Origin of the sequence: Herbaspirillum sp. WKF16 (genome assembly GCF_028993615.1) — a bacterium.
In the GTDB taxonomy this organism is placed as follows: domain Bacteria; phylum Pseudomonadota; class Gammaproteobacteria; order Burkholderiales; family Burkholderiaceae_D; genus Herbaspirillum.
The window spans coordinates 3,595,012-3,613,348 of record NZ_CP118632.1; the positions used below are offsets into that span (position 1 = coordinate 3,595,012).

Annotated in this window: 18 protein-coding genes and 1 tRNA gene; 9 read left to right on the forward strand and 10 right to left on the reverse strand. The window is 59.0% G+C overall.

Going from position 1 to position 18,337, the window contains the following annotated elements; translation table 11 throughout:
- Nucleotides 1-45: 45 nt before the first annotated feature.
- Both Herbaro_RS16230 and Herbaro_RS16235 read right to left on the reverse strand, forming a co-directional pair.
- The gene (locus tag Herbaro_RS16230) at nt 46-1,809 is read right to left on the reverse strand and encodes a cation:proton antiporter (protein WP_275010651.1); all 1,764 of its coding nucleotides are present in this window, start codon (nt 1,807-1,809) and stop codon (nt 46-48) included.
- 457 nt (nt 1,810-2,266) lie between these two features.
- Complete coding sequence (locus Herbaro_RS16235) at nt 2,267-2,779, reverse strand: Lrp/AsnC family transcriptional regulator (protein WP_275010652.1); 513 nt, start codon at nt 2,777-2,779, stop codon at nt 2,267-2,269.
- A 219-nt stretch (nt 2,780-2,998) separates the two neighbouring features.
- Here Herbaro_RS16235 and Herbaro_RS16240 point away from each other — a divergent pair, with 219 nt between their 5' ends.
- Entirely contained in the window at nt 2,999-4,141 is a 1,143-nt protein-coding gene (locus Herbaro_RS16240) for a branched-chain amino acid ABC transporter substrate-binding protein (protein ID WP_275010653.1), read from the forward strand.
- Nucleotides 4,142-4,301: 160 nt separating this feature from the next.
- Here Herbaro_RS16240 and Herbaro_RS16245 read toward each other — a convergent pair whose 3' ends face one another.
- From Herbaro_RS16245 to Herbaro_RS16255, 3 genes are all read right to left on the reverse strand, one after another.
- On the reverse strand, nt 4,302-4,631 hold the full coding sequence (locus Herbaro_RS16245; protein WP_275010654.1) for a plasmid stabilization protein: 330 nt from the start codon (nt 4,629-4,631) through the stop codon (nt 4,302-4,304).
- Nucleotides 4,632-4,778: 147 nt separating this feature from the next.
- Nucleotides 4,779-5,012, reverse strand: coding sequence for a hypothetical protein (locus Herbaro_RS16250; RefSeq protein ID WP_275010655.1), 234 nt, complete (start codon nt 5,010-5,012; stop codon nt 4,779-4,781).
- A gap of 32 nt (nt 5,013-5,044) precedes the next feature.
- Complete coding sequence (locus Herbaro_RS16255; RefSeq protein WP_275010656.1) at nt 5,045-5,311, reverse strand: hypothetical protein; 267 nt, start codon at nt 5,309-5,311, stop codon at nt 5,045-5,047.
- Nucleotides 5,312-5,540: 229 nt separating this feature from the next.
- Here Herbaro_RS16255 and Herbaro_RS16260 point away from each other — a divergent pair, with 229 nt between their 5' ends.
- The 3 genes from Herbaro_RS16260 to Herbaro_RS16270 all read left to right on the forward strand — a co-directional run bounded on the left by Herbaro_RS16260 (nt 5,541) and on the right by Herbaro_RS16270 (nt 6,684).
- Nucleotides 5,541-6,035 (forward strand): hypothetical protein, encoded by a 495-nt coding sequence (locus Herbaro_RS16260; RefSeq protein ID WP_446719339.1) that lies wholly within the window; start codon nt 5,541-5,543, stop codon nt 6,033-6,035.
- A gap of 79 nt (nt 6,036-6,114) precedes the next feature.
- Nucleotides 6,115-6,190 (forward strand) — tRNA-Thr (locus Herbaro_RS16265).
- Nucleotides 6,191-6,396: 206 nt separating this feature from the next.
- A complete protein-coding gene (locus Herbaro_RS16270; protein ID WP_275010658.1) occupies nt 6,397-6,684 on the forward strand; it encodes a hypothetical protein in 288 nt (95 codons plus the stop codon).
- 32 nt (nt 6,685-6,716) lie between these two features.
- Here Herbaro_RS16270 and Herbaro_RS16275 read toward each other — a convergent pair whose 3' ends face one another.
- The 4 genes from Herbaro_RS16275 to Herbaro_RS16290 all read right to left on the reverse strand — a co-directional run bounded on the left by Herbaro_RS16275 (nt 6,717) and on the right by Herbaro_RS16290 (nt 11,377).
- Complete coding sequence (locus Herbaro_RS16275; protein ID WP_275010659.1) at nt 6,717-7,559, reverse strand: tyrosine-type recombinase/integrase; 843 nt, start codon at nt 7,557-7,559, stop codon at nt 6,717-6,719.
- Nucleotides 7,560-7,665: 106 nt separating this feature from the next.
- Nucleotides 7,666-7,956, reverse strand: coding sequence for a hypothetical protein (locus tag Herbaro_RS16280; RefSeq protein ID WP_275010660.1), 291 nt, complete (start codon nt 7,954-7,956; stop codon nt 7,666-7,668).
- 44 nt (nt 7,957-8,000) lie between these two features.
- Nucleotides 8,001-8,312 carry a hypothetical protein gene (locus Herbaro_RS16285; RefSeq protein ID WP_275010661.1) on the reverse strand — a complete coding sequence of 104 codons (312 nt, stop codon included), beginning with the start codon at nt 8,310-8,312 and terminating at the stop codon, nt 8,001-8,003.
- Nucleotides 8,313-8,446: 134 nt separating this feature from the next.
- Complete coding sequence (locus Herbaro_RS16290) at nt 8,447-11,377, reverse strand: autotransporter domain-containing protein (protein WP_275010662.1); 2,931 nt, start codon at nt 11,375-11,377, stop codon at nt 8,447-8,449.
- A 77-nt stretch (nt 11,378-11,454) separates the two neighbouring features.
- Here Herbaro_RS16290 and Herbaro_RS16295 point away from each other — a divergent pair, with 77 nt between their 5' ends.
- Nucleotides 11,455-11,811, forward strand: a complete 357-nt coding sequence (locus tag Herbaro_RS16295; protein WP_275010663.1) for a hypothetical protein — start codon at nt 11,455-11,457, stop codon at nt 11,809-11,811.
- Here the strand turns inward: Herbaro_RS16295 and Herbaro_RS16300 are convergent.
- Nucleotides 11,797-13,236 carry an aminotransferase-like domain-containing protein gene (locus Herbaro_RS16300; protein ID WP_275010664.1) on the reverse strand — a complete coding sequence of 480 codons (1,440 nt, stop codon included), beginning with the start codon at nt 13,234-13,236 and terminating at the stop codon, nt 11,797-11,799. The two genes, Herbaro_RS16295 and Herbaro_RS16300, sit on opposite strands and share 15 nt — an antisense overlap.
- Nucleotides 13,237-13,488: 252 nt before the next feature.
- On the opposite strand from Herbaro_RS16300, the gene Herbaro_RS16305 reads away from it, so the two are divergent.
- The 4 genes from Herbaro_RS16305 to Herbaro_RS16320 all read left to right on the forward strand — a co-directional run bounded on the left by Herbaro_RS16305 (nt 13,489) and on the right by Herbaro_RS16320 (nt 18,295).
- Nucleotides 13,489-14,418 carry an amino acid ABC transporter substrate-binding protein gene (locus Herbaro_RS16305; RefSeq protein WP_079217761.1) on the forward strand — a complete coding sequence of 310 codons (930 nt, stop codon included), beginning with the start codon at nt 13,489-13,491 and terminating at the stop codon, nt 14,416-14,418.
- A 117-nt stretch (nt 14,419-14,535) separates the two neighbouring features.
- Nucleotides 14,536-15,582: an Ldh family oxidoreductase gene (locus Herbaro_RS16310; RefSeq protein WP_275010665.1), complete on the forward strand. Its 1,047-nt coding sequence runs from the start codon at nt 14,536-14,538 to the stop codon at nt 15,580-15,582.
- A gap of 17 nt (nt 15,583-15,599) precedes the next feature.
- Complete coding sequence (locus Herbaro_RS16315; protein WP_275010666.1) at nt 15,600-16,808, forward strand: iron-containing alcohol dehydrogenase; 1,209 nt, start codon at nt 15,600-15,602, stop codon at nt 16,806-16,808.
- A gap of 29 nt (nt 16,809-16,837) precedes the next feature.
- On the forward strand, nt 16,838-18,295 hold the full coding sequence (locus Herbaro_RS16320; RefSeq protein WP_275010667.1) for an NAD-dependent succinate-semialdehyde dehydrogenase: 1,458 nt from the start codon (nt 16,838-16,840) through the stop codon (nt 18,293-18,295).
- Nucleotides 18,296-18,337 lie beyond the last annotated feature (42 nt).

An 18,337-nucleotide genomic window follows, 5' to 3' on the forward strand; every position in this document is an offset into this window, starting at 1 on the left:
AGTCAAACGTAAATGATTCTTTGAAATGAAGTGGCGCCGGCCGCCTCAGTGGACGTCGTCGGGCTGCTCGTCCAGCGTCTCGAAGAGCGCGATCTGCAGCCGCGAATGCAGCTTGACCAGCTTGCTCCAAAGCAGCCACAACAGCCCCGCCGCGGCCGCCAGCACGAAGGCCAGCAGGTTCAGCGGCGGCAGGATGCTGGCCGAGAGCACGAAGATCAGCAACATGATGCCGACGATGGACATGATGGGCAGCACTTCCGAAATGACCTTGCGCACGCCCGAAGTATACGCTCCCGCGAACTCGGGCTTCACGCCGACCTCGGCCAGCAGCATCGACAACGCTTGCAGCTTGCGGTAGGTGGCGATCAGGAACGGCAACGACAGGACCAGCGCGCAGCCCCAGATGATGGCCTTCTGCACATCCGGATCCGGGGTCCAGCCGGACAGGTACTTGCTCAGGCCGTCGACGAAGAAGGCGCCGCCCAGGAACAGCGCGATCACCAGCGCCAGGTTGACCAACACCTGCATCAGGATGCGCCGGATGATCTTGGAGAGCTCGGCGCGGTCGCCCTGCGGCTGCAGGCTTTCCAGCCAGCGCGAATACATGCCCAGCAACCCCGAGACCTTGGATGGCACCAGCGTCACCGCCTTGGCCGAGAGCGGATCGGCGGCCTTGATCAGGTAGGGCGTGAGCAAGGCCGTCACGGCCGAGACCGCCACCACGATGGGATAGAGGAATTCGCTGGTGACCTTCAGGCTCACGCCCAGCGCGGCGATGATGAAGGAGAACTCGCCGATCTGCGCCAGGCCCATGCCCACCCGCATCGGCGTGCGGCCGCTCTGGCCCGCCACGAAGGTGCCCAGGCCGCAGCTGATGAGCTTGCCGAACACCACGGCCAGCGTGATGACGGTGATCGGCATCCAGTACTTGACCAGCACGTTGGGATCGAACATCAGGCCGATGGCGACGAAGAAGATGGCCGAGAACATGTCGCGGATCGGCTCCACCAGGCGCTCGATGCGGTGCAGCTGGCGCGACTCGGCCATCACCGCGCCCACCAGGAAGGCGCCCAGCGCCACGCTGTATTGCAGCTTCATGACCAGCAGGCAGAAGCCGAACAGGATGCCCAGCACCGCCACCAGCAGCATCTCATGGCTCTTGAAGCGCGAGATGAAGTTGAGCAGGCGCGGCACCGCCAGGATGCCGATCACCAGCGACACGGTCATGAACAGCACCAGCTTGCCGACGGTGGTGAAGACGTCGCCCGAGTTGACCGAGCCGCTGGTGGCGATGCCCGAGAGCAGCGCGATCATGCCGATGGCCAGCACGTCTTCCACGATCAGGATGCCGAAGATGATCTGGGCGAATTTCTCGTTCTTCATGCCCAGCTCGTTCAGGGCCTTGACGATGATGGTGGTCGAGGACACCGCCAGCATGGCGCCCAGGAAGATGGCGTCCATCCGCTTCCAGCCGAAGTACAGGCCGATCTCGTAGCCGATCCAGATCATCAGGAGGATCTCCGCGGCCGCTGCGATGAAGGCGGTGGCGCCGACCTTGGCCAGCTTCTTGAGGCTGAATTCCAGGCCCAGCGAGAACAGCAGGAAGATCACCCCGAGCTCGGAGAGGATGTGCACGGTCTTCTCATCCTGGATCAGGTCGTAGGGCGGCGTATGCGGGCCGATGATCACGCCGGCCACGATATAGCCCAGCACCACCGGCTGCTTCAGCTTGTTGAAGAGGACGGTGACGATACCGGCGATGAGCATGATGATCGCCATGTCCTGGATGAATAACTCGACTTCGTGCATCGTGCGGGGATTCCTTTCTGGTCGGGATGCTGGATGAAATGCCTGGATCCGAACGTGCGCCATTTTGCAGCGTCGCTGCACCATTGAGTGCACGGCGCCTCATGCGGCGCATCGCCGCATGGCGTGGATGATCGGGATTTGGCGGGTGCCCCGGTTGGCCGGCGCTGGTGCTGATCTGCGTCTGCTCTTGGTGCGTATGGCCTGAATGACAAGCCGGCGAATGATACTTGGGAAATCGGGAACGCGCGCCGGCTATCGGATGCTTCCGAAAATAACACAGGTGGCAAGCCGCCCGCAACGCGCGATCGCGGCGACTGCGCTGCGATCGCCATGATTGGATCCATTTTTGGCCCCGGTGATCACACCAGCCGGGCGCAAAGACCTGTGCCCGCAGGCACGAAAACTGCTAAATGGAAACCGCGCGTGACGGGATGGCACCGGCGGCCACGACGCCGGTTCAGCCCGGCACGCGCACCAGGATCTCGGCGGCCTTTTCGTCGAAGGCGATGCGCGTGGTGAACTTGGCGCGCTTCATCGGGAAGCGCGACTGGAAATGACGCACGTTGCCCGAACCGGAAATGACCCGCCGCACGAACTGGTAGTAGGCGTCCATATCGATGACATGCACCGCCAGGAAGTAGTCGTATTCGCCGGAAACGAAGTAACACTGCATCACCTCGGCTTCCTTGGCCATGCGCTGCTCGAAGTCCTGCATGTGCTGGTCGGACTGGTTGTTCAGCGAGATCTCCAGGAAAGCCAGCATGCCGTAGCCCAGCGCGAACGGATCGACCATCGCCACCTCGGCGCTGATGATCCCGGCCTCGCGCAGTTCGCGGATGCGGCGCAGGCAGGTGGGCTGTGAAATATGCAGTTTTTCGGCCAGTACGCGAGTCGAGATCTGATTGTCTTTCTGCAGCATGTTGAGCAGCTTGCGATCAACCTTGTCGAGCGTGTGATGTTTGGCGGGCATGGGCGGCAAATTGATAGGGAAATTTTTTGGGCGAGCCGGTTAAAAATAACTTGGCGAAGCCGATTCTTATGTTGTACCGTCTGCATTATTCAGAAAGTCGGGGACGAAAGCAAAAGCGGCACGCCGAAGACTCCACCACAGGATCTGAATAAAGCTTGGATAGTGAGACAACAGATATAAAACATCAAAAGTAGTCAATTCAATCTACAGAGGAATTTTATGAAACTCAAGAGCGCAATCATCCCCTTGACCGCGGCTATCGGACTGGCTTTCGCAGGCGCCGCCTACTCCCAGGAAGTCGTCAAGATCGCCCACGTCGGCCCGCTCTCCGGCCCCAACGCCCACATGGGCAAGGATAACGAAAACGGCGCCCGCATGGCCGTGGACGAATTGAACGCCAAGGGTTTCACCATCGGCGGCAAGAAGGTCAAGTTCGAACTGGTGGGCGAGGATGACGCCTCCGATCCGAAGCAGGCAACCGCCGTCGCCACCAAGCTGGTCGACCAGAAGGTTTCCGCCGTCATCGGCCACCTGAACTCGGGCACCACCATCCCCGCCTCCAAGATCTACAGCGACGCCGGCATCCCGCAGGTTTCGCCGTCCGCCACCAACCCCAAGTACACGCAGCAAGGCTTCAAGACCGCCTTCCGCGTGGTGGCCAACGATGCGCAGCTGGGCGCGGCCCTGGGCAAGTATGCCGTGCAGAAACTGGGCACCAAGCAGATCGCCGTGATCGACGACCGCACCGCCTACGGCCAGGGCGTGGCTGAAGAGTTCGCCAAGGGCGCGCAAGCCGCCGGCGGCACCATCGTCGGCAAGCAGTTCACCAACGACAAGGCGACCGACTTCAACGCCATCCTGACCTCGATCAAGTCCAAGAAGCCTGAAGTCGTCTTCTTCGGCGGCATGGACGCGGTCGGCGGCCCGATGCTGCGCCAGATGAAGCAGCTGGGCATCACCGCCAAGTTCATGGGCGGCGACGGCATCTGTACCGGCTCCCTGCCGGGCCTGGCCGGTGACGGCCTGGGCGAAGACCAGGTGGTCTGCGCCGAAGCCGGCGGTGTGGACGAAGCCGGCAAGAAGGGCATGGACGACTTCCGCGCCGCATACAAGAAGAAGTTCGGCATCGACGTGGTCTATAACGCCGCCTACGCCTACGACGCCACCATGACCGTGGCCGACGCCATGGCCAAGGCCGGCTCTGCCGATCCGAAGAAGTACCTGCCGGAACTGGCCAAGGCCAACCACAAGGGCGTGACCGGCACCATCGCCTTCGACGCCAAGGGCGACATCAAGGACGGTTCGCTGACCCTGTACACCTACAAGGGCGGCCAACGCACCCTGCTGGCCGTGACCAAGTAATTCACCAGGTCGCCACGCAAAAAAACGCCCCCGGTTCACCGGGGGCGTTTTTCTTTGCTGCGCCGGGATCGCCTGTGCGACCCGCGGCGCCTGCTGCTGGCGCGATTGCCGTCGATAGAGGCCGCGCAGGACGCGTCCTCCCCAATTCTTGCTCAACTCATCAGTGCCTGCCGAGCACCTTTTCCAGCTCGGCCTTGTTCATGCTGGAGCGCCCCTTGATATTGCGGAAGGACGCCTCGGCGTACAGCTGCTGATAGGTGCGCCCGCCCGAGCCCTTGTGCGAGCGCAGCCCGCCGCGCCGCGACGGCGACATGTCCTCTGCCAGGCTCTTGGTGGACTTGCGCGCCTCGCCGTGCTGGGCGCGCTCCTTGTTGACGGTGCGCGCGGCGATTTCCTCGGCCCGCTTCTCGTTGGTGCCGCGCTTGATCGCGCCGGACTTGATGTGCTCGTACTGACGCTCGCGCTTGTTGCTCCATGCTGTCTGCGGCATGCTGGCCTCCGTGCTTTCCGGTATCAGTCCCCTCATCTTAGGAACGCGGCCCGCGCCGCGCCATCCGCCGACGACTGATCCCGCTGTAGGAGATGCACCGAGGCAATGCCGGCAAATGCCTACAAGCAAGCCCCACCGGCCAACGCTTCAGAAGCGGCGCCGGATGTGCTCCAGCGCGAAGTCGCGCTCCATCGACTCCAGCACCTCCCGGTAAGCCTGGTGGAACACGATCCCGGCCCAGGCGATGCCGAGGATGCTCTCGCCCGCCGCGCCGGGCGGATGCGGCAGGAATTCCATCCCGCCCAGGTAATCCGGATGCGCGCGCAAGCGGTGGTTCATCTCATGGATGTATTCGTCCTCGGTGATCTTCTTCTTGCTCATGACGCCCTCCTCCTCGCCGGCGCTGCAGCCGCCTATTCGTCGATGCCGTTGAGCGCCTCGATCTCTTCCTCGATCAGGGCCCGCAAGGCGCCGACCACCTCCGGCTCGCCGAAGCCGGCGCGATCGAAGCTGCCGCTGAGATGGCCCTTGATGACCTCGCCCTGGCTGACGTCGGCGTTCCAGCTGATGGTGTCGCCCAGGCTGAAACGAGCGACATACGCATAATGCTCCCCGCCGACCTCGCGGGTGTAGTCGGCGGAGAAGCTCCTGAATTTTTCTGCTTGCTGGCGATGCGGCATATCAGCTCCATGTCGTGCGCGGCCCGCTCTGAAGCGGCCGCTCGAAGTTATTAGAAAATCAACCTTCCGGTTTCCAGCTGGGTAGACAGCGAATGCCGCGCGAAGATTCGATGCCTTATGGCAATTTTGCTAGTGCGCTGCCGCTGGCATTGCCGCACAACCTTTTGCCGGCGCGCCAGTCCAACCGCCAAACCGAAAAATCGAGAAGGGGCGGCCCGTGAAAAAAATGATGACCCTGTTCGGCGTCGTGCACAGCACGATCGCCCTCCTGTTCGCGCTGGCCGCGATCGCCCTGATCGTCATCGCCGCCCGCATGGGCATCTTGGCCGTGATGGACGGGCTAGACCTGCCGCAAGCCCAGGCCCTGATCGAAGCCATCGGTATCCTCGCCGCCGCCGTGGTCGCCTTCCAGATCGCCGAAACCATCACCGAAGAAGAAGTCGTGCGCGACGCCAACATCAGCGCCCCCACCCGGGTACGGCGCTTCCTGTCGCGCTTCTTCGTGGTGGTGATCGTGGCGCTGGCCATCGAAGGTCTGGTCGCCACCTTCCGCGCGGTGCACGAGGAGCCGGAACAACTGCTCTACGCCGGCGCCCTGCTGGCCGGCACCGGCGTCCTGCTGGCGGCGTGGGGATGCTTCATCTACTGCAACCGCGCCGCCGAAGAACTGGAACCGGACGCCATGGCCGAAGCCAAGCGCGAAGACAAGAAGCTGGACAATTAAGCAATGGACCGTATTGATACGGCCTGGAATCGATGCGCTGGAAGAAACGAAAAGAACCGGCTATAATCGCGGACTTTCCGCTGATGTAGCTCAGTTGGTAGAGCAACTGATTCGTAATCAGTAGGTCGACGGTTCGATTCCGCCCATCAGCACCAGTATCTAAGCGGCTCACAGCGATGTGGGCCGCTTTTTTTTTGCTCCGCAATTCTGGCCTTGCTCCGCAATTTTTATACTTACGTGAATTTGGCCCAATTTGCTCACATTATTCTAACTGTGAGATTTTTAGAGTTTTAGCCGAACTCTTGACTGTCAGACAGGTCACACTTTCTCCGTCAGCGCACATCATCGACGCAAATTGCCAATGGCCACTTTCATTTACGAGCACCAGACCAATGATGCCGAGTTTCTGTATCGGCTTTGGTACTCGGAGCATCCAGAAGGATGGATCGTGGACGGCGCCCAAATTGTGCGCAGGGGCGAATCCGTTGTCCCGAAACGCGCCCTAGACGGCAAGTATGTTGCTCCGGCAGACGCAATTGCGTATGGTCTTCGGTGGTGCGAAACTATCGCCGCCTACCTGCAGGCGGAGAGCCTCAGCACCGACGAATGGGCCGACCGCCTCCTCGAAGGCACGAAATCGCCTCATTAGCGCAAGAAAAAGCCGCCCGAAGGCGGCTTTTTTCATTTCGTCGGCGTCACCTTCTGGCCGCGCCGCTTTCGGACATAGATTTCCGTCGTCGTTACGCTCTTATGGCCGAGCTGTCCTTGCGCAGCCCTCACACCCTCAGAGTCAGTCTTGTCCGTCCCGGCTTTTGCGCGCAGGTCCCGGAACTGAAACTCTGCGAATGAAATGCCGGCGTCTTCCCGAGCCTTGTCGAACCTGCTCCGCAAGGTCTCATAGGTAAGCGGCTGGCCCTCTTCGTTCACAAGCAGGCGCGTAGTAGTTACTTTGCCGACAATACTTCTTTTCCGAGCCAGGATTTTATCGACGAGGACCTTCAGCTCCCCCGTGATCTCGATTCGCATCTTGCTGTTGGTCTTGTTCTGCGTGACCTCGATGGTGCCCTCCCGGATGTGCTTTTCTTCAACTTTGAGCACATCGGCCACCCGGCCGCCGAGTAGGTATGCCAGGTCCATGGCCTCGCGCAGCACCTGGCCGCCCTTCTCCCACACCTGCGAATACATGTCGTCATATACATAAACGTCGCGCCCTTCCTCCCGGAAGGATTTGATGCCAGCGCAGGGATTGGGCAAATCGGTCAGTCCCTCGGCGCGCGCAGCATTCCAGACATGTGAGATCAGGGCCTTGTCTCTGTTAGCCGCGACACGTCCTTCATCGCCTTTCACCTCCAGACCCTTTTCGCGCAGGGCGTCCTGCCGCTTCTTGCTTCGCCAGGTCATGAACTGGCGAATGTGGATGGGCTTAATTTCTTCCAGGGGCGCTGGCGGGTTGTCGAAAAACTCAAAGAGAAACGGGAACTGCCGCAGCTTCTCGCGCCTGGTCTTGGGGCTGTTGTCCAGCATATATTTTTGCTGATACACCTCGCATGCATAGCGGAACGCTGTACGGGCCGATCTCGCGTGAGGCCGTATGGGAACACCCATTCTTGGCCGATTGTAGACGTCTTCCCTAGCGTAGATACTTTACGTTCAGATTGTAGATCGCCAAAATCGCCTTTCTGCCTTTGTCCTTATCTTTTGCCTCGAACGCGGCAAAGGCCATTTTCAAGTTTTGGTCTATGAACTCGATTTTGTCTGCGTCCTTCTTCAGCCTTGGCATTATTGCTGACCACAGACTTCTTAGATCATCCATATGAGCTTCAAACGTCCAAGAGCTCCAGCTTGGATAATCATCAGGCGGATAGTCCGTCGCTGTTGCCAGAGAACCGGCAAAATTCATCAAATCTTGTTTCAGGCTCATTTTTTGTCCTACGATTGGGCTTGTCTTCTTCTAGCCGGCTGCGGTCAGATGTCATTCAGATCTAGAAATTCTCCGGACTCGGCGTCATAAAATCTAGCGCCCAGCGCACTGCAAATCGACGTGATCACCAGCATTTCTTCCACTCCCCAAACACCTGATACAGAAATCGTGCGTGGATCTGCACTTTCTTCTTCGCCTTCAATGGTCAGGTGTAGTTCCAAGTGTTCGTTCTGCGAAAGAAATTTCTCAACTAGATTCTGTACCAACGGGCGAGGGCCAAGGGGCATCGGCACCCAATTTTGAGGCAGCTCCTGCAACTCTCGCTTTTCAACAAAAATCAAACCGATGCTGCTCATGCATATTCCTCGGTAGCTAAAAAAGTCCGCTCCTGGCTGATTGCTGCCATCAACAACGACTTACCACAATGACATCACCCAATAAAAAAGCCTGCGACACAGCGCAGGCTTCTCCGATCAGGACAGGTAATCGATCAGAAGCGCCAGCGCGCCCGAGCGCTCGCGGTCTGGTTGGTGAAACTGCTGCGTCCTTCCAGATCGTAGCGCAGGCTCAGGTCGACACCGCCGCTGGTGGTGTACGCCAGCGCTGCACCCACGCGGCCAATCCACGGGCTCTGCTCGAGACCATACGTCACAAACGCAGCCCCCGGTGCGCCCGCATAGGTCGAGGTGATTGAAGCTTGCTTGTTGATCGTGTCATAGCCCACGCCAGCATTGAACGCGAGATTGGTGTTCGGATTCAGTTGCAGGTTCAGCTTGGCATCGGTCGACAGCACAAGCTGCGACACGCTGCGTCCGTCCACATTCAGGTTGAGCACACCCGCGCCCGATTCCGTATAGCCGGCATCGCGCACCCAGGTGTAGTCGGCCCGCACGCCCGTCGTGAAACTGGCCGTCTCCGACAGCGCATAGCTGCGCGCCATGCCCGCACCCACATGCACGCTGGTGCTGTCATAGGAACTGTCGGCCGCGCTGGATGCAAAGACGATGCTGCGCTTGCCCCGGTTGGAATTGCGGCCGATATCGCCCTGGAAGTTCAGTTCGGTGTTCTGATCCAGGGCATAGCTGCCGTAGCCGATCAACTGATAAACATCGACCTTGCTGGATTGCGGTGCGGCCGCCGCATTGCTGTCCACGCTGCTGCGTGCGTAAGCGAACGCCACACCGGCGCGCGCCTGTTCCGAAAAGGGGCGGTCGATACCGGCCACCACGCCATAGGTGTCGGCGCTGAAGCCGGAGACGCCATTGCGGTCGCCCTGGCTGGCCCACGAACCGAAGGGCTTGAACCAGACGTTGCGGTCGCCCTGAAATTCCTCGCCCGAAGACAGGCCGCGATTGGCGCCGACGCGCGCCTGCACCACGCGATTGATACCGCTGAAGGCGGAGTTGGTCGCCACTTGTCCGCCGCCCACAAACAGCGGCAGGGTCTGGCTCACGGCGTTGGAGAGTCGACGCTCCTGACCGGTGGTGAAGCCTTGGAACAAGCTGGAGATGGGGCCGTTGGCGTTGGCGGCGATGATCTGGTCCAGCACCTTGGCGGCACCTGAGGCAGGGAAATTACCCTGGGCGCTGGTGGTCTGGAAGATGCGGTTGCCGGGCACTGCCGTCACCGTCAGGCTGACGTTGTTGGTGAGGCCATAGACCGGGGTATAAGAGAACAACAGGCTGTTGGTGGAGGTCGACGTAAACGTTCCGGAGAGCGTGCCGGCCGAGATGATGTCCGACAGCGTGCCGTTGGACATGCCGGTGGCATTTGCCGCATCCACGAACAGGCTGCTGCCGTTCAGGTTGCCCGTGCCGGCGACCACCAGCTTGCCGTAGCTGGTCATGCCAGCCACGCCGATGCGCACAGTGCCGCTGCCGCTATAGCTGTCGATAGTGGCGGTCTTGCCGGCATTGACGCCGAAGCTGCCCGCGTTGGTTACGGCGCCGATGACGGTGGCATCGTTGGCGAGCACGGCCGCGCCGCTCTGCACAGCCAGGGTACCGGTCAGGTTCATGCTGTCGGCCAGCACCAGGGTGCCGCCTTGCGCTGTCCAGTCGCTGGTGCCGGTGCCGGTCAGGGTCCAGGCGCCGGCGCCTTCTTTGGCGAGCTTGGCAAAGTTCTGGTATTTGGTGCCGATGTCGGCCAGACTGAAACTGCCGGAGCCGCTATCGCCGCCCAGGGCGAAGGTGTCTCCGCCGGCGGTGGAGCCGCTGGTGCTGACCACGTTGCCGGTGAACTGACCGCCGCTGAGCAATACTACTTTGTTATTGCCGCCGGAGAGCGTGATCGCATTGGCGCTGCCACCACCTTTGATGGCGCCGTTGTTATAAATGGTGGAGCTGCCGGTTGCGACGATTGCTACCCCACCGGAGCCGCTGGCGCCAGAAGAGCCGCCGCTGCCGCCGCTGCCGCCGCTGATGTTACCCATGTTGGTCAGGGTGATGCCATTTCCGGAAATGCCAATGCCACCGTTACCGCCTGATGCGCTGGTAGGGCCGGTGACGTTGCCGCCGTTGCCACCGCTGATGTTGCCCGTGTTGGTCAGGGTGAAGCTATTTCCGGAAACGGAAACGCCAATGTTACCGTTACCGCCGGTCGTGGACCCGCCGCCGTCGACTCTGCCGCCGTTGCCGCCGCTGATGTTGCCCGTGTTGGTCAGGGTGAAGCTATTTCCGGAAACGGAAACGCCAATGCCAGCGGTGCCGCCGGCTGCGCTGGGGCTGATGACGTTGCCGCTGTTGCCGCCGCTGATGTTGCCCGTGTTGGTCAGGGTGAAGCTATCTCCGGAAACGAAAACACCATCGCCACCGTTACCGGCGAACCCGCCGCCGGTGATGTTGCCGCCGTTGCCGCCGCTGATGTTGCCCGCGTTAGTCAGGGTGAAGCTATCTCCGGAAACGGAAGCACCAATACCACCGTTACCGGCGAACCCGCCGAAGCTGTTTGTGCCAATGAGCCCCCTGAAGCTGATGTTGTTGCTGATCGAGACATTTCCGATAATGCCACTGCCCAGGACCAGCGTGCGACCATTGATCTGTACCGAATTACGGCTAGCGAGATTGACTGCCTCAGTGATGGTGGGAAGCGTGCCACTGAGGGTGATCGTGGAGCTGGCCGGCAGATCAAAGAAGATCGAATTGCCGCTACCGGTATTGGCTTGGTCAATTGCCCAGCTCAAAGTACCGTTCGTGCTGGTCGTGCCATTATCGGTAGTGCTGGTGACGTTGTAATTCACGGCCGAGGCCGGCGTCGCGAGCAGTGTGGCCGTTAGGGCCAGCGCCGCCGCCGCCGCGTGTTGCGCCCGCTTGCCTGTCACTCTAGCCGCCTGGCTTCCCTTGCCGCGCGATGTGGCGTTTTCCTGCGCGACGACAAACTTCCCCTGCTGGCGATTCCACACCAGGCTGTAAATCTTGTTCATGTGTTGATTTCCCCGAGGGCCACATCTAGCGTGACTGTTATGTATTGTTGTATGGGCTCTTTCGCATCTGACCGAGCGTGCAGAAAGTCACCTACAAATTTATCGCAGGAAATTTTACACTTGAAAAAGAGAGGAAATTTACTGGTCAGAACCTAAATTTCGGCGATTTTTGTTCAGGACATCGGCTAGATTTCCATGGGGAAATTTTTTCTTCCCGAAGTGGATGCTACTTTGGCAAATTGGAGGAGCGACATGTAGAGGCGGCGGAGTTGCTTGCCGAAGTCTGCTTCTGGCCGATAGCGGGCGTCACTGGTTGGTTTCTGATATTGCTTATTGCAAGCGCCGGGGCTATAGCTAAAAAGATCGAGTATGCACAAACCGGTCGATTCGGGGCTTTAGGAGAGCAGCTGCATGCTGCTCTAACCTCGGCGTAACTCTTTTTTGGTCGCAGATACCGCCTTTGAGAGCATGTCTAGCGCTGAGTCGGTGCAAAGCGGAAGTGAGAAGCGAAGGTAGGGGCTGAGTTCAAGATTCGGACGGAATGCGCAACCCGGTGCTAACAGCATCCCCATTCGCGATGCCTGGTTGGTCAGAGCCATGGCATCCGGAATGTCTACCTGCTTCATCCATACGAATGTGCCACCGATATACGGTTGATCAATTCGGAAGCCATCTTGCTCAAGGCGCGCTATTGCCGTGGAGGCTCTTTCCTGCAGGCGGCGATCAAGCCGCCTGACGTGTCGCGCATAGTGGCCATCGGCCAACAAGGAATGAACAATGGCCTCGTTAGGCTCACAACTCGCGTAGCAACTGATTAATTTCAGTGTCACGAGCTCCTCAAGGAAGCCAGTCCGCTTGGTGGCCAAATAGCCGACTCGGAGGCTGGGAGTCAGCGTTTTTGAAAAGCTTCCCAAATAGATAACTCGATTCAACTGGTCGAGCATGGCCAATCTTGGCGAATTCTCCGGCGCCAGATCTGCCGAGACATCATCTTCTACGATAGTTACGCCATGCTTCTCGGCTGCGCGCAACAGGTCGTGCGCAACCGATAAGGACAGCATGGAGCCGGTGGGGTTCTGTAGCGCACTCTGCGTAAAGAAGATGCTCGGCTTTAGTTCTGTGCAAATCTTCTCGAACGCGGCAACGTCCGGTCCGTCCAGATTCCTGGGGACGCCAACAATATGCGCTCCTCTTACCTTGAGCGCCCATACAGTCTGGAAGTAGCCTGGATCATCTATGAGCACGGTTTGACCGGGCTTGACCAAGAGTCGGATTAGCAAGTCAATCGCTTGTGTCGCGCCATTGGTCAGCAGCAAATTGCTCGTGGCAGCCTTGATACCGCGTTGCGAAAGCTGTCTTGCCAGCATTTCCCGGAGAGGGGCATAACCTTGCGTCGTGCCCAGGGCTCCGAACCTTGGAAGAAGTCCGCGCGAGATTTTCCGAACCGCAGACTCCAGCTCGATATAGTCGACCCAATCGGAACCGACCGGCCCACCTCCGAGGCGGACCGACGATGTCGGCGCATCAGACATTAATTCTTGTCCCAACTTCTTCGGGTCAAGCGACTCCCTCAATTTTGCGACTTCGGACACCGAGGATTTAGTCGGACTCTCTGCGACAAAGAAGCCTGATCCGCGCCGCGATAGCACGACGCCACGGGCGACCAGGTGTGAATAGGCCTCGACCACAGTATGCGTACTGGTGCTGTGCGCCTCGGCCAGCACCCGAACCGACGGGAGCTTGGTGCCTCCTCGCAAAACACCGCGGTCGATCAATTGCTCAATCTCGGAAGAGAGCTGCTGGGAAAGCGGAGTGCTGGAATTTCTCGAGAGAGAGACTGCGATATCTGTAGTAGTCATCTATTGATACAGTTATGAACAGTTATGCATAACTGTATCATACAAGCGCCGGTGCGCTGGCTATCATTTGTCTGCGCCTGATGTTGCGGCGCCTTCTGCATAAAAGCTCCAGGGTTCTCTCAACCAAGGCTTGCGCTTCTACTTTGCTCGTTCTGAAGCCGTGAGAAATCTCAATGGGGTAAGGCGGGGACACCTTGTGCTGGACAAATAAGAGCGGTACCACCTTTCAACTCGGGAATGGATAAGGCACTGATGAAACAACTCAAACGCGGAAAACTTGCACTGGCAACGCTTCTCCTCGGCGTACTTGTTGGCAGCGCTCATGGACAGGATCTGACGGGACGGCTGAAGAAGATCAAGGAAACCGGCGTAATCACTTTAGGAGTGCGCGATTCCTCGATTCCTTTCTCCTACCTGACTGAAAACCAGACTTATATCGGTTATGCGGTCGACCTGTGTCTGAAGGCCGCCACTGCGGTGCAGCGAGAACTTGGGCTTTCCAAGCTGGATATCAAGATGCTGCCGGTCACCGCAGTTACCCGTATTCCGCTGATCGCCAACGGCACCATCGACCTGAATTGCGATTCCGCGACCAACAACGAGGAGCGACAAAAGACCGTTACTTTCGCTCCGACCATTTTTGTCACTTCAAGCCGGATCATGGCAAAGAAATCATCGAGCTATCGCAAGCTCGACGATTTGAAGGGCAAGGTCGTGGTGGCTTCCTCCGGCACCTCGAACATCAAGCAACTGGCGACGCTCAATGGCGAGCGAAAGCTTGGGATCACGATCCTCACTGCGCGTGACCACGCTGAAGCATTCCTGATGTTCGAGACAGATCGGGCGCAAGCCATCATCAACGACGACATTATCCTGGCATCTCTGGCCGCGACATCGAAGAGCCCGGGAGATTATGTTCTGAGCTCGGAGGCACTCTCTGTCGAGCCGCTCGGGATCATCGAGCCGCTCAATGATCCCGCATTCAAAAAGGTAGTCGACGCGGCGATTTCCAACGTGTACCGCTCCGGGGAAATCAATCGCATCTATGCGAAATGGTTCCAAGCGCCAATTCCCCCCAAGGGCGTGAATCTCAATATTCCGATGAGCGCTGAATTCAAAGCCGTTGTGGCCAAGCCGACTGATTCACCCATTGCAGCCGAATACGCTCTGACTGGAAAGTAGGCAACCCATATCGCTCTATGCATAAGCATGGAGCGAAGTAATGCAGGCGGGCTCACCAAGGCGAGAACTTGCCCGCAAAAGAAGAGCAATGCAGGTTGGAAAGAATAGGCAGGAAGTATGAGTGAAAAGATCAGAATCGAGAGCGAGCAGGCCTTGCAGGTGGGAATTACGGCCCTGACCAAGGCCGGAGTACCTGATGCCGGAGCAAGGATGCAAATGGATCTCTTGCTGGAAGCTGAGCTTCGCGGTCGTGCATCACACGGTCTGTTGAGGCTGCCGCGTGTTATCGAACGAATCCGCAACGGCGTAGCAAATCCTGTGACGGAAGGGACGTCGCGCTGGCGTGGGGATGCGTTGTTGCAGGTTGATGGGCAGCAAGGGTTGGGGCCGGTTGTAGCCTGGGCCGCGCTGGAAAAGATTTCAGTTCGCGCAAAGACTGCCGGCCTGGCGGCTGCAGCGATCAGCAACAACAATCATCTGGGCATGCTGGCGCTCTACGCGGAGCGTGTTGCCCGAGACGGGCAAGTGCTGATTGCACTTACCACCAGTGAGGCACTGGTGCATCCCTGGGGCGGCCGTCAGGCCATGATCGGTACCAATCCAGTGGCCATTGGCGTTCCTGCCACCCCTGATCCTTTCGTTCTCGACATGGCAACCAGCCTCATATCGATGGGCCAGGTGCATGACTACGCCAACAGAGGGCAGGCTCTCCAGCCTGGTTGGGCCCTTGATGCCAAGGGCGATCCAACCATCGATGCCGCTGCCGCCAAGGACGGGGCGATCGCTCCGTTCGGTGGTGCAAAAGGTTATGCGCTGGGGCTTGCCTTCGAAATATTGGTCGGGGCACTCACCGCATCTGCTTTGGGGCGCGATGTGGCAGGCACCCTTGACTCAACGAAGCTGTGCAACAAGGGCGACGTGTTCATCGTCATCGAGCCGGAGTCGGATGCAATGACGCAATCGGTTACGGACTACCTGAATATGCTTCGGGCATCTGTACCGGCTGTTGCAGAGCGGCCGGTGGTGGTGCCGGGAGATCGTGCGTTGCTCCAGAGGGATGCGAGCCTCAAAAACGGAGTTCTCATTGCTCCAGAGGTCTGGCAGCGGATACGAGATCTGGCTGATCCCGCAGGAAATGAGCTCGGCTCTTCGCTTCTACATTGACTAACAGGGTGACACAGATGGATGAAATCTTCGGAGTAATGCGGTCGCCCAATGCGATCATCTTCGGAAACGGCCAGCGCCACGCGCTTGGGCAGATTATTGGGCGTATCGGAACACGTGTTCTTGTCTGCACCGATCAACGCTTCGCGGCATCCACTGAGATGGATGAAATTCTCGCGGATCTGAAGTCGAAGGGGCTGGATTGCCTGGTATTTGATGGGACGCAAGCGGAATTGCCGCTTTCAAGTATCGAGGAGTGCGTCAAGTTCTGTGAAGGCTTCAATCCCGACGTGATTGCTGGTATCGGCGGGGGAAGCTGCATGGACATGGCCAAATTGGTCAGCTTGCTGCTCACCCATGGCGGGCCGATGGATCGTTTTTACGGCGAGTTCAAGGTCCCCGGTCCCGTCATCCCTGTGGTCGCAGTTCCTACGACCTCGGGCACAGGCTCCGAAGTCACTCCTGTAGCGGTGCTGGCGGATCACGCACGCGACCTGAAAGTCGGGGTGTCCAGTCCTTATCTGATCCCGCATACCGCTGTCTGCGACGCAGAACTCACTCTAACCTGCCCGTCAGGCTTGACGGCCTTGTCAGGCGCAGACGCATTGACACACGCCGTCGAAGCCTTGACCGCGATCAGTCACCCGCGCACGCCGGAGTTGTCCCAGCAGCGAGTGTTCGTCGGCAAGAACCTGTTCAGCGACCAGCATGCGCTTGCGGCAATTCGAGCGATCTTCAAGTATCTCCCGCGCGCAATCGAGGATGGCTCGGACGCCAATGCACGCAGCATGCTGATGTATGGGGCTGTTTCGGCGGGGATGGCCTTCGGAGTGGCTGGAACGGCGGCGGCACATGCGATTCAGTATCCGGTGGGAGCGCTCACGCACACGGCACATGGCCTGGGTGTCGCCACGCTTCTTCCCTACGTCATGGCGTACAACGCGCCGGTATGCCTTCATGAACTGATGGCTATGGGGGACGCAATCGGCGTCACGCATGGCACTTCAGAGCAGATCGTTCTGGAAACGATCGCGCGCACCCGTGATCTGTGCGCCCGCATCGGAATCCCGCGCACCTTGGCGGGCTTGAAGCTGCCCGAGGATAAGTTGGATTGGGTTGCCGAGCAATCAATGCTCTCAGCGCGACTTATCAACAACAACCCCCGCAAGCTTGATGTTGAGGGTGTGCGTGAAATTGTTCAGAACGCCTTCTACGGCACTCATTAATTCATACCAGCGGCATTTCAGAGGAAATCATGGCATCAACTGAGCTCAACATTGCAGCAATCCCTACCGACCTTTTCATCGGCGGCGCCTGGCATGCATCGGCAACCGGAAAGAGGATTGACGTTATCGATCCTGCGACCGAGAGCCGTTTGGCCAGCGTGGCCGATGCCAGTGTCGAAGATGCAATTCAAGCGGTAGACGCGGCAGATCAGGCTGCCAAAGCATGGGCGAAGACCGCTCCGCGTGTCCGTAGCGATATCTTGCGCCGCTGCTACGACTTGATGACTCGCGATGCCGAAAAGCTGGCAAAGCTCATTTCGCTGGAAAACGGAAAATCGCTGACCGACGCAAAAGGAGAAGTCGCCTACGCCGCAGAGTTCTTCCGCTGGTATGCAGAAGAGGCGGTTCGCATCAATGGCGAGATCAGCATTGCCCCCTCGGGCATGGCGCGTACGCTTGTGCAGTATCAGCCGGTTGGAATCTCGTTGCTCATTACGCCATGGAATTTCCCGGCAGCCATGGCAACGCGAAAGATTGGCCCGGCGCTTGCCGCCGGATGTACCTGCATTCTGAAGCCGGCGACCGAAACCCCGTTGACTGCCTATGCGATCGCCGCACTCCTGGCTGAGGCCGGCGTTCCGGCAGGGGTCGTGAATGTGCTGACTACCTCAACTGCGGGCAAGGTCTCCAACGCTATCCTGGAAGATCCGCGTGTGCGCAAATTGTCCTTTACCGGCTCCACTGAAGTCGGGAGGATCTTGCTGCGCAAGGCAGCGGATTCCGTCATTAACTGCTCGATGGAGCTGGGCGGCAATGCACCGTTCGTCGTGTTTGATGATGCTGACATGGATGCGGCCATTGAGGGCGCAATGATCGCCAAGATGCGTAACGGCGGCGAGGCCTGCACGGCGGCAAATCGCTTCTACGTCCAGCGTGGGGCAGCTGCAGAGTTCAGTCGTCGGCTTGCTGAGCGAATCGCCGCCTTGGTGGTTGATGACGGTATCAAGCCCGGCACACAGTGCGGTCCATTGGTCAATAAAGCTGCTGTCGAGAAAGTAGCGTCTTTGGTAGATGACGCCGTGGCAAAAGGGGCGAAGGTACTGACAGGCGGAAAGGCGCCTGGCCGCGTAGGTTATTTCTTCCAGCCTACGGTACTGACGGATGTGTCGTCTGATGCCGATCTTCTGGGCGAAGAAATCTTCGGCCCTGTGGCTCCTATCGTCGTGTTCGATACCGAAGCTCAAGCTGTTGAGCTCGCCAATGCCACCGAATACGGTCTGGTCGCTTACATCTACACGACCGATCTTGCTCGCGGGTTGCGCGTATCAGAAATGGTGGAGAGCGGGATGATTGCCTTGAATCGAGGTCTCGTTTCCGATCCGGCCGCCCCGTTTGGCGGCGTCAAGCAAAGCGGCCTGGGACGAGAAGGAGCGCACCACGGGCTCCTGGAGTTTACCGAGGCGAAATATATTTCGACCAATTGGTAAAGCTGACCAGGCTCAAACATGTTTAGAAGTGAGGGCACCTTG

Coding starts and splice junctions, on each gene's coding strand:
- Herbaro_RS16235 (WP_275010652.1), bottom strand. CDS start 2,779: ATGCCCGCCAAACATCACACGCTCGACAAGGTTGATCGCAAGCTGCTC.
- Herbaro_RS16285 (WP_275010661.1), bottom strand. CDS start 8,312: ATGAGCAGCATCGGTTTGATTTTTGTTGAAAAGCGAGAGTTGCAGGAG.
- Herbaro_RS16315 (WP_275010666.1), top strand. CDS start 15,600: ATGGATGAAATCTTCGGAGTAATGCGGTCGCCCAATGCGATCATCTTC.
- Herbaro_RS16275 (WP_275010659.1), bottom strand. CDS start 7,559: ATGCTGGACAACAGCCCCAAGACCAGGCGCGAGAAGCTGCGGCAGTTC.
- Herbaro_RS16300 (WP_275010664.1), bottom strand. CDS start 13,236: ATGACTACTACAGATATCGCAGTCTCTCTCTCGAGAAATTCCAGCACT.
- Herbaro_RS16305 (WP_079217761.1), top strand. CDS start 13,489: ATGAAACAACTCAAACGCGGAAAACTTGCACTGGCAACGCTTCTCCTC.
- Herbaro_RS16230 (WP_275010651.1), bottom strand. CDS start 1,809: ATGCACGAAGTCGAGTTATTCATCCAGGACATGGCGATCATCATGCTC.
- Herbaro_RS16245 (WP_275010654.1), bottom strand. CDS start 4,631: ATGCCGCAGACAGCATGGAGCAACAAGCGCGAGCGTCAGTACGAGCAC.
- Herbaro_RS16260 (WP_446719339.1), top strand. CDS start 5,541: ATGACCCTGTTCGGCGTCGTGCACAGCACGATCGCCCTCCTGTTCGCG.
- Herbaro_RS16310 (WP_275010665.1), top strand. CDS start 14,536: ATGAGTGAAAAGATCAGAATCGAGAGCGAGCAGGCCTTGCAGGTGGGA.
- Herbaro_RS16240 (WP_275010653.1), top strand. CDS start 2,999: ATGAAACTCAAGAGCGCAATCATCCCCTTGACCGCGGCTATCGGACTG.
- Herbaro_RS16250 (WP_275010655.1), bottom strand. CDS start 5,012: ATGAGCAAGAAGAAGATCACCGAGGACGAATACATCCATGAGATGAAC.
- Herbaro_RS16320 (WP_275010667.1), top strand. CDS start 16,838: ATGGCATCAACTGAGCTCAACATTGCAGCAATCCCTACCGACCTTTTC.
- Herbaro_RS16280 (WP_275010660.1), bottom strand. CDS start 7,956: ATGAGCCTGAAACAAGATTTGATGAATTTTGCCGGTTCTCTGGCAACA.
- Herbaro_RS16290 (WP_275010662.1), bottom strand. CDS start 11,377: ATGAACAAGATTTACAGCCTGGTGTGGAATCGCCAGCAGGGGAAGTTT.
- Herbaro_RS16255 (WP_275010656.1), bottom strand. CDS start 5,311: ATGCCGCATCGCCAGCAAGCAGAAAAATTCAGGAGCTTCTCCGCCGAC.
- Herbaro_RS16270 (WP_275010658.1), top strand. CDS start 6,397: ATGGCCACTTTCATTTACGAGCACCAGACCAATGATGCCGAGTTTCTG.